This window comes from Chryseobacterium contaminans, from assembly GCF_001684955.1.
GTDB classification, from domain to species: domain Bacteria; phylum Bacteroidota; class Bacteroidia; order Flavobacteriales; family Weeksellaceae; genus Chryseobacterium; species Chryseobacterium contaminans.
The window spans coordinates 1-8,661 of sequence record NZ_MAYF01000065.1; the positions used below are offsets into that span (position 1 = coordinate 1).

At 35.4% G+C, this 8,661-nt stretch carries 9 protein-coding genes; all 9 read left to right on the top strand.

The window, feature by feature from the left end; all coding sequences use genetic code 11:
* Window positions 1-783 precede the first annotated feature (783 nt).
* Entirely contained in the window at window positions 784-1,911 is a 1,128-nt protein-coding gene (gene atpB / locus BBH99_RS05455; RefSeq protein WP_066693054.1) for a F0F1 ATP synthase subunit A, read from the top strand.
* Window positions 1,912-1,962: 51 nt separating this feature from the next.
* Complete coding sequence (locus BBH99_RS05460; protein WP_007844726.1) at window positions 1,963-2,181, top strand: ATP synthase F0 subunit C; 219 nt, start codon at window positions 1,963-1,965, stop codon at window positions 2,179-2,181.
* Between the two features lie 100 nt (window positions 2,182-2,281).
* Entirely contained in the window at window positions 2,282-2,776 is a 495-nt protein-coding gene (locus tag BBH99_RS05465) for a F0F1 ATP synthase subunit B (protein WP_045497327.1), read from the top strand.
* A gap of 2 nt (window positions 2,777-2,778) precedes the next feature.
* Window positions 2,779-3,318 (top strand): ATP synthase F1 subunit delta, encoded by a 540-nt coding sequence (atpH, locus tag BBH99_RS05470; protein ID WP_066693057.1) that lies wholly within the window; start codon window positions 2,779-2,781, stop codon window positions 3,316-3,318.
* A gap of 16 nt (window positions 3,319-3,334) precedes the next feature.
* Window positions 3,335-4,912, top strand: a complete 1,578-nt coding sequence (gene atpA / locus BBH99_RS05475; RefSeq protein WP_066693060.1) for a F0F1 ATP synthase subunit alpha — start codon at window positions 3,335-3,337, stop codon at window positions 4,910-4,912.
* Window positions 4,913-4,989: 77 nt separating this feature from the next.
* Complete coding sequence (gene atpG / locus BBH99_RS05480; RefSeq protein ID WP_066693064.1) at window positions 4,990-5,853, top strand: ATP synthase F1 subunit gamma; 864 nt, start codon at window positions 4,990-4,992, stop codon at window positions 5,851-5,853.
* Window positions 5,854-6,122: 269 nt separating this feature from the next.
* Window positions 6,123-7,481, top strand: a complete 1,359-nt coding sequence (locus tag BBH99_RS05485; RefSeq protein WP_066693069.1) for a hemolysin family protein — start codon at window positions 6,123-6,125, stop codon at window positions 7,479-7,481.
* Window positions 7,482-7,493: 12 nt separating this feature from the next.
* Window positions 7,494-7,799: an ATP-dependent Clp protease adaptor ClpS gene (locus BBH99_RS05490; RefSeq protein WP_066693078.1), complete on the top strand. Its 306-nt coding sequence runs from the start codon at window positions 7,494-7,496 to the stop codon at window positions 7,797-7,799.
* A gap of 215 nt (window positions 7,800-8,014) precedes the next feature.
* Window positions 8,015-8,629 (top strand): uridine kinase, encoded by a 615-nt coding sequence (gene udk, locus BBH99_RS05495; protein WP_066693081.1) that lies wholly within the window; start codon window positions 8,015-8,017, stop codon window positions 8,627-8,629.
* Window positions 8,630-8,661 lie beyond the last annotated feature (32 nt).

The following is an 8,661-nucleotide window of genomic DNA, read 5'->3' on the forward strand; positions in this document are numbered from 1 at the left end:
TATTGTAAATTATAGGTTTGCAAAAATAAGGAATTTTTAAGAAACCTGAGTATGATAGACTTAATATTATGAGGATTTGATTGAAGTTGGAAGCTGGAAGCGGGGAGAAGGAAGCTTTTTGAGGCCGATAAAAGTAAACAAGATTCTTTATGAGATATTTTGTTGGGAAACTTGAGTGTGATAGTTTTAATATTATGAGGATTTGATTGAAGTTGGAAGCTGGAAGCGGGGAGAAGGAAGTTTTTTGAGGCCGATAAAAGTAAATAAGATTCTTTAATAATATATTTTTTTAACCAAGAGCTATAGATCATTTAAAAAAATGAATTGAATGACAACTTTGCAGAATAGTAAACTTCCATCATCCAGCTTCCAGCTTCCTTCCTTATAGAAGAATTCTTTTGTTTCAAAAATTATAATCCTATTTTTGCAGCATGAATTTTCTTGATAGTTTCATTATAGTATTATTAATAGCGCTGCTTAATATAATAGTATATATAATATTTAAAAAGTATTTGTACGGCAAACAGGATGCAGGAATGAAATTTCTTGTTATTAACCTTTCTAAAGACCTGATCTGGCTTATTGCTTCATTGATAATAATAGAGAAGACTAAAGCTAATTTTCTCTTTATAGTGATCTGTTTTCTTGTTGCATCATTCCTTATTTATTTACCTATAATAAAACTCATTAATAAGTCTTGATTTTTTTGATGATAAAAATCAATTTTTAGTATTGGTAAAGTTTAATAAAATCGATATATTTGCACACGATTAAAAAAGAGATATGAACAGAAAAATTTCTTCATTATTTTTCGCATTTTTATTTGTGTTTATAAGCAGTTTAGCTTCTGCTCAGCACGAATCTGAAGGAGAGAAATCAGCGGAAAAAGTAGAGAACAAAGAAGCGAAAGACGGCTTCAATGCGACCACGATGATCATGGAACACATTGGTGATTCTAATGAATGGCATTTATGGACTACAAAAGATGACAGTGGTGAAGAACATCACGTTTCTATCCCTTTGCCTGTTATCATCAAAGATAATGAAGGCTGGCATACTTTTCTTTCTAGTAGTATTGCTCACGGACACGAACATGATGGGTATACTTTAGAACACGGACAAGTAGTTTCTACTAAAGGTGTTGAAAAAGCTACACTATTTTCAATCATCAGTGGAAAGCAAAAATCAAACGAAGTGTTTTTTGATCTTTCAGTAACAAAAAATGCAGCTTCAATGTTCTTGTCAGTACTTTTTATGGCAGTAGTGTTCATAGGAATGGCAAGAAATTATAAAAAATCACAACTTCCAAAAGGTATTGGAAAATTCATGGAGCCAGTAATTGTATTTATCAGAGACGAGGTGGCTATTCCAAACATCGGGTCTGTTAAATATAAAAGATATATGCCTTATTTATTAACTGCATTTTTCTTTATCTGGATTAACAACTTATTTGGATTAATTCCTTTCTTCCCTTTCGGAGCAAACCTTACAGGTAACATTGCAATTACAGCAGTATTAGCTATCATTACATTATTAATCACATTATTCAGCGCGAATAAAGATTACTGGAAACACATCTTTATGCCGCCGGTTCCAATCTTATTGTACCCAATTATGGTTCCAATCGAGATCATCGGAATCTTTACAAAGCCTTTCGCTTTAATGATGCGACTTTTCGCTAACGTTACAGCGGGACACATTATGATCTTGGCGATCGTTTCATTGATCTTCATTTTCAAAACTCCATTATTAGGATTTGCATCTGTACCATTAGCATTATTCGTTTCAGTACTGGAATTATTGGTAGCAGCATTGCAGGCATATATCTTCACTGTACTATCCGCACTATTTATCGGAATTGCAGTTGCAGAGCACGAACATGAGCACGGTCACGAAGAGCACGCTCACTAATTAAAAGAAAGAATTTAAAAATAATTTTTTAACTAATATAATTTATTTATTATGGATTTATCAACAGGAGCAGGATTAATTTACGTAGGTATCGGTTTAGCAGTACTAGGTGTAGGTCTAGGTATCGGTAAAATCGGTGGTCACGCAATGGACGCTATCGCTAGACAACCAGAACAAGCTGGTAAGATTCAAGGAGCAATGCTTATTGCTGCTGGTCTTATTGAAGGTGCTGGTCTTATCGCGATCATCTTTGGTGCTTTCATCAAGTAATCTATCCTCAAAAAACATTCTTAGCAGTAAAGCGGTTGGCTGCTGCTAAGAATTTTAAAAACAATCCATAAAATAACATTTAAAAAAAGAATTTACAGATATGGGAATTATTGAACCTGGAATTGGACTTTTGTTTTGGATGACCCTTACTTTTGTTATCCTATTATTTCTTCTAGCTAAATTCGCTTGGAAACCAATTGTAAATGCTGTTAACGAAAGAGAAACTTCTATTGTTGATGCATTAAACCAAGCTAAATTGGCTAAAAAAGAGATGGAAGATCTTAAAGCTGACAACGAAAGAATCATTCGTGAGGCTAAAATCGAAAGAGACGCTATCCTTAAAGAAGCTAGAGAAATTAAAGACAGAATCGTAGGTGAAGCTAAAGATGTTGCTAAAGCGGAAGGAGACAAGCTTATTGAAGCTGCTAAGCAAACTATCAACGCTGAGAAAAATGCTGCTATGGCAGATATCAAAACTCAGATCGGTGCTTTATCTGTAAACATTGCAGAGTCTATCTTAAAGCAAAAGTTAGATAACACAGAAGCTCAAAACGAATTAGTTCAAAATTATATCAACAAATCTAACCTTAACTAAGAATGCTTACATCTAAAGTAGCGAAAAGATACGCACAGGGTTTACTTGATTTCACTAATGAATCAGGTCAAACAGCTGCCGTGTTTTCTGAAATGAAAGATGTAGTGAAGATCATGATTGAATCTAAGGATTTGAACAAATTCTTCCTTACACCTTACATTGATGCAAAAAAGAAAATAGAGGTAGCAAACGAAATTTTCAAAGGTTTATCAGCATCTTCCCAGAATTTGATTAAATTGGTTATTAAGCATGGACGTGAAAGCCAATTAAAAAATATTGCACAGGAATTTATCAACAAAGTTGAAGACATCAACGGAGTACAGAGAGTAACGCTTACAACAGCTACTCAGCTTTCTAAAGAAAATATTGATCAGATTCTAAAATCTACTAACCTGGTGAATGCCAATTCAAGCTTCGATTTGAAATTGATCATCAACCAAGATATTTTAGGGGGATATATCCTAAGAGTAGGAGACCAGCAGGTAGACGCGTCTGTAAGGACCAAATTGAACCAAGTTAAAAAAGATTTCCAATTAAATTAAGAAAAACAACCATACAATGGCAGAAATAAATCCGGCAGAAGTATCTGCGATCTTAAAACAGCAATTGGCCAACTTCGATACTCAATCAAACGTTGAGGAAGTAGGTACAGTTTTAACCATCGGTGATGGTATTGCTCGTGTATACGGGTTAGAAAACGTACAATACGGAGAGTTGGTGAAATTTTCTAGTGATGTAGAAGGTATTGTACTTAACCTTGAAGAAGACAACGTAGGTGTTGCTTTATTAGGTGAAAGTAAATTAGTAAAAGAAGGGGATACAGTAAGAAGAACAAACAGAATCTCTTCTATTAAAGTAGGAGAAGGAATGTTAGGAAGAGTAGTTGATACTCTTGGTAACCCAATCGATGGTAAAGGTCCTATCACAGGAGATTTATATGAAATGCCATTAGAAAGAAAAGCTCCTGGAGTTATCTACAGACAACCGGTAACTGAACCTTTACAGTCAGGTATCGTTGCGATTGACTCTATGATCCCTGTAGGAAGAGGACAAAGAGAGCTTATCATCGGTGACAGACAAACAGGTAAAACTACTGTTGCGATCGATACGATCATCAACCAAAAAGAATTCTTTGATGCTGGTAAACCAGTATATTGTATATATGTTGCTATCGGTCAGAAAGCTTCTACTGTAGCACAAATCGTTAAAACTCTTTCTGATAAAGGAGCTTTAGCATATACTGTAATCGTTGCGGCTAACGCATCAGATCCAGTTCCAATGCAGGTATACTCTGCGATGGCAGGTGCTGCTATCGGTGAGTTCTTCAGAGATACAGGTAGACCAGCGCTTATCGTTTATGATGATTTATCTAAACAAGCTGTTGCTTACCGTGAGCTTTCTCTACTATTAAGAAGACCACCGGGCCGTGAAGCTTACCCTGGAGACGTTTTCTATCTTCACTCAAGACTATTGGAAAGAGCTGCAAAAGTAATTGCTGACGATAACATCGCTAAGCAAATGAATGACTTACCAGAGTCTCTTAAGCCAATCGTGAAAGGTGGTGGTTCATTAACTGCTCTACCAATCATTGAAACTCAGGCAGGTGACGTTTCTGCGTATATCCCAACTAACGTAATCTCTATTACAGACGGACAGATCTTCTTGGAGTCTGATCTATTCAACTCAGGGGTTCGTCCTGCGATCAACGTTGGTATCTCTGTATCAAGAGTAGGAGGTAACGCTCAGATCAAATCAATGAAAAAAGTATCTGGTACATTAAAACTTGACCAGGCTCAATATAAAGAATTAGAAGCGTTCGCTAAGTTCGGATCAGACCTTGATGCTTCTACTTTAGCAGTAATCTCTAAAGGAGAAAGAAACGTGGAGCTTCTTAAGCAACCGGTTAACTCTCCGCTTCCAGTAGATAGCCAAGTTGCGATGATCTATGCTGGTACTGAGAACTTATTGAGAAACGTTCCATTGAACAAGATTAAAGAATTCCAACACGAATACATCGAGTTCCTAAGATCTAAGCACCCAGATACAATGGCTGCTATCAAAGCTGGAAAAATCGATAACGATATTACAGGTGTTCTTAAGCAGGCAGCTAACGATTTAGCTTCTAAATACAACTAAAAAAATTCAATGTTTAAGGTTTAAAATATAGCGTTTTAAGCCTTAAACTTTAGACCTTAAACTTTGAACCCAAATTAATGGCAAACTTAAAAGAAATACGAGGCAGAATTACGTCAATTTCATCTACGATGCAGATTACACGTGCTATGAAAATGGTTTCCGCTGCGAAACTTAAAAAAGCACAGGACGCAATCGTAATGTTAAGACCTTATTCTGAAAAATTACAGGAGCTTATCCAGAATGTAAATTCTAGCTCTGATCCTGACCAGGTTTCTGTATATGCTCAGAAAAGAGAGGTTAAAAGAATACTTTTTATCGCTGTTACTTCAAACAGAGGTCTTGCAGGAGCTTTTAACTCTTCAATCGTAAAAGAGCTTAACCAGCAGTTCCAGAACAACTCTCAATATGAGATTGAAGTTCTTCCTGTAGGTAAAAAAGTATATGATGCAGTAAGAAAGAACCGTACAGTATATACTAATGGAAGTTCTGTTTATGATAACTTAAACTTTGATGTAGTTGCTAACATTACAGAAGGTGTAATGGCAAGCTTCAAAGAAGGTAAATTTGATGAAGTTTATGTTATTTATAACAAATTCATTAATGCAGCTACTCAGGAAGTAACTACAGAACAGCTTCTTCCAATCTCAATGCCTGAAACTACAGAGCCACAAGTTGAAACAGATTATATCTTTGAACCTAACAGAGCTGAGATCCTTGATAATTTGATTCCAAAATCAATCAAAACTCAGGTTTTCAAAGCCATCTTAGATTCGGTAGCATCTGAACACGGAGCGAGAATGACAGCAATGCACAAAGCAACAGATAATGCTCAGGCTTTAAAGAACGATCTTGTGATCTTCTACAACAAAGCAAGACAGGCGGCAATTACCAACGAAATCCTGGAAATTGTTTCCGGAGCAGAAGCTTTGAAAAATTCGTAAAGAATTATTTTAACATACAATCAAAAGCATCGATCTTATCGGTGCTTTTTTGTTTATAAAGGTGTAAAACCGTAATTAAGTATTCAAAAAGACCTCTTTTCAGATAGAAATGAAAAGGATGTCCAAATATTTTTTTTATGATAAAATAGACGGGTTTTAAAAGGTCAATTTTCTTTTCAAAAATTACCCAATTGAAATAATCTATCCCGGAGTCAGGTTATTTTTATTTTGCATATCTTTGTACTTAATAAAATTTATACAACTTCTAAATGGACTCGGACATAGTCAGGCTTTTGCTGGCCTTATTTCTTGTTTTACTAAATGGCTTCTTTGTAGCCGCAGAATTTTCAATTGTTAAAGTTCGTTACTCTCAAATCCAATTAAAAGCCGCAGAAGGGGATTCTATGGCAAAGCAGGCAGAACATATCATCAAACATTTGGATGAATATCTTTCCGCCACCCAATTAGGTATTACATTGGCTTCCCTTGCCCTGGGTTGGGTAGGAGAGAGTGCCCTGCACCATATCGTTGAAAATATTTTCCACTCATTCAATATGAATATGAGTGAAGCTTCCATTACTTCGGTAGCATTAATCATCAGTTTCGTATTGATTACCATTATGCACATTGTATTTGGAGAGCTTATTCCAAAATCAATCGCGATCAGAAAATCAGAAGCTACAACCATGGCTACAGCCGTGCCGTTGAGAGTCTTTTATACCATCTTTAAGCCATTTATCTGGTTAATGAATTCCATGTCTAACGGATTCTTAAGACTGATAAAAATTCACCCCGCTTCAGAGCAGGAAATTCACTCTACAGAAGAGCTTCAGCTTTTGGTAAAGCAAAGTGCAGACAGTGGTGAGATTGAAGAAGAGAACTATGAGATCATTAAAAATGCATTTGATTTTACAGATCACTCTGCAAAACAGATCATGGTTCCAAGACAAAATATTACTTCCATTGACTTTGAGGAAGATATCAATGAAATTATCAATAAGATTATGGATAGCGGATATTCCCGTATTCCTGTATATCTGGATTCCATTGATAATGTAATCGGTATTTTCTATACAAAAGAGATTATAAGAGAATATGTTAAAAGAAAAGGAGCTTTAGACCATGAAGATCTGAAAGACCTGATGCGTGATGCCTTCTTTGTTGTTGAAAGCAAGAAAGTTTCAGACCTGTTGAAAATTTTCCAGCAGAAAAAACAGCACCTTGCTATCGTTATTGACGAATTTGGTGGAACAGAAGGAATTATTACCCTTGAAGATATTCTGGAAGAGCTTGTAGGAGAAATTCAGGATGAAGAAGATGAAGAAGAAAAAATTGTTGATAAAATAGCAGACAATACCTATTGGGTACAGGCTACTCAGCCGCTGGATGAAATCAACGAATTCTTGCCTAAAAAACTTCCTCTTTCCGAAGAAAGCGAATACAACTCATTAGCAGGATTTATCCTTTATGAACTGGAAGATATTCCGGAAGAAAACCAGGAATTTGATCTGGATGACTATCATTTCAAAATCCTTAAGATGAATAATAAGAGTGTAGAACTCGTTGAATTGGTATATCAGGAACCCAATGCTATTGATAGCTTAGCAGAAAAAATTGGTGAAGTTTAAAAACAAATAAGAATGAATTTTTATAATACGATAAAAGATTACGAAGATCCGAAACGTCAGTATGAAGAAGAAGTTCTTGTGATGGATGATACGGACGAAGTCTATAAACTCGTGCTGCATAATGATGACATTCACACTTTTGATTATGTAATCGATTGCCTGATAGAAATATGTAAGCATACATTGGAACAGGCAGAACAATGTACGATATTGGTCCACTATAAGGGCAAATGTACCGTAAAAACCGGCTCATTGGATCTTTTGAAGCCTATGCACGAAAAATTACTTTCACGCGAATTAACGAGTGAAATCGTATAAAATAAAAACCTGTAATTAAATTTTAATTGCAGGTTTTTTTTATTGAATTTAGAGATTAAAATCCAGTAATAATAATACATCACAAAAAATATCCGCATTCCGGGGAATTTTTTAATCCTTAAATGTTTTAATCTTTTAATTTCTCAATATTCTTGCATTGCTCCATTTTATCTAAAATAGTATATTTGTACCAACTATAAAGAAACAAAAAAACAATGCTTGTAATAGGAATTGCCGGTGGAACAGGATCCGGCAAAACTACAGTTGTTGATAAGATACTTCAGCAGCTTGATATCGAAGGAATGAATATCCTTTCACAGGATAATTATTATCACGACAACCAAGGTCTTACACTGACAGAAAGAGAGGCTTTAAATTATGACCATCCGAAGTCGATAGATTTTGATTTATTGATAAAACACGTAAAAGCTTTAAAAAATAACGAGCCGATAGAACAGCCGATTTATAGCTTTGTAACCCATTCCAGAACAGGAGATCACGTTACTGTAGAACCTAAGAACGTATTGGTGGTAGAAGGAATTTTGGTTCTTACCAACAAAGAATTGCTGAAAGAATTTGATTTGAAAGTATTCGTTCATGCAGATTCTGATGAAAGGCTGATCAGGAGGATCAGGAGAGACACTCAGGAAAGAGGAAGGGATCTGAGCGAAGTATTACACCGTTATCAGACCACCTTAAAACCAATGCACCAGGAATTCATAGAGCCCTCTAAAAATGAGGCCGATCTTATTATCCCTAATATGAAGCAGAATTCTGTGGCGATTGATTTTTTAACTACTGTTATTAAAAACTCGTTGAGAAAACATTAATAAAATGGAAGAAAATAACCTTATCAAAGACA

What these genes read in the sequence shown, in the direction of transcription:
- BBH99_RS05465 (WP_045497327.1), top strand. Translation starts at nt 2,282, where the DNA reads ATGGGAATTATTGAACCTGGAATTGGACTTTTGTTTTGGATGACCCTT.
- udk (WP_066693081.1), top strand. Translation starts at nt 8,015, where the DNA reads ATGCTTGTAATAGGAATTGCCGGTGGAACAGGATCCGGCAAAACTACA.
- BBH99_RS05490 (WP_066693078.1), top strand. Translation starts at nt 7,494, where the DNA reads ATGAATTTTTATAATACGATAAAAGATTACGAAGATCCGAAACGTCAG.
- BBH99_RS05485 (WP_066693069.1), top strand. Translation starts at nt 6,123, where the DNA reads ATGGACTCGGACATAGTCAGGCTTTTGCTGGCCTTATTTCTTGTTTTA.
- atpA (WP_066693060.1), top strand. Translation starts at nt 3,335, where the DNA reads ATGGCAGAAATAAATCCGGCAGAAGTATCTGCGATCTTAAAACAGCAA.
- atpG (WP_066693064.1), top strand. Translation starts at nt 4,990, where the DNA reads ATGGCAAACTTAAAAGAAATACGAGGCAGAATTACGTCAATTTCATCT.
- atpH (WP_066693057.1), top strand. Translation starts at nt 2,779, where the DNA reads ATGCTTACATCTAAAGTAGCGAAAAGATACGCACAGGGTTTACTTGAT.
- BBH99_RS05460 (WP_007844726.1), top strand. Translation starts at nt 1,963, where the DNA reads ATGGATTTATCAACAGGAGCAGGATTAATTTACGTAGGTATCGGTTTA.
- atpB (WP_066693054.1), top strand. Translation starts at nt 784, where the DNA reads ATGAACAGAAAAATTTCTTCATTATTTTTCGCATTTTTATTTGTGTTT.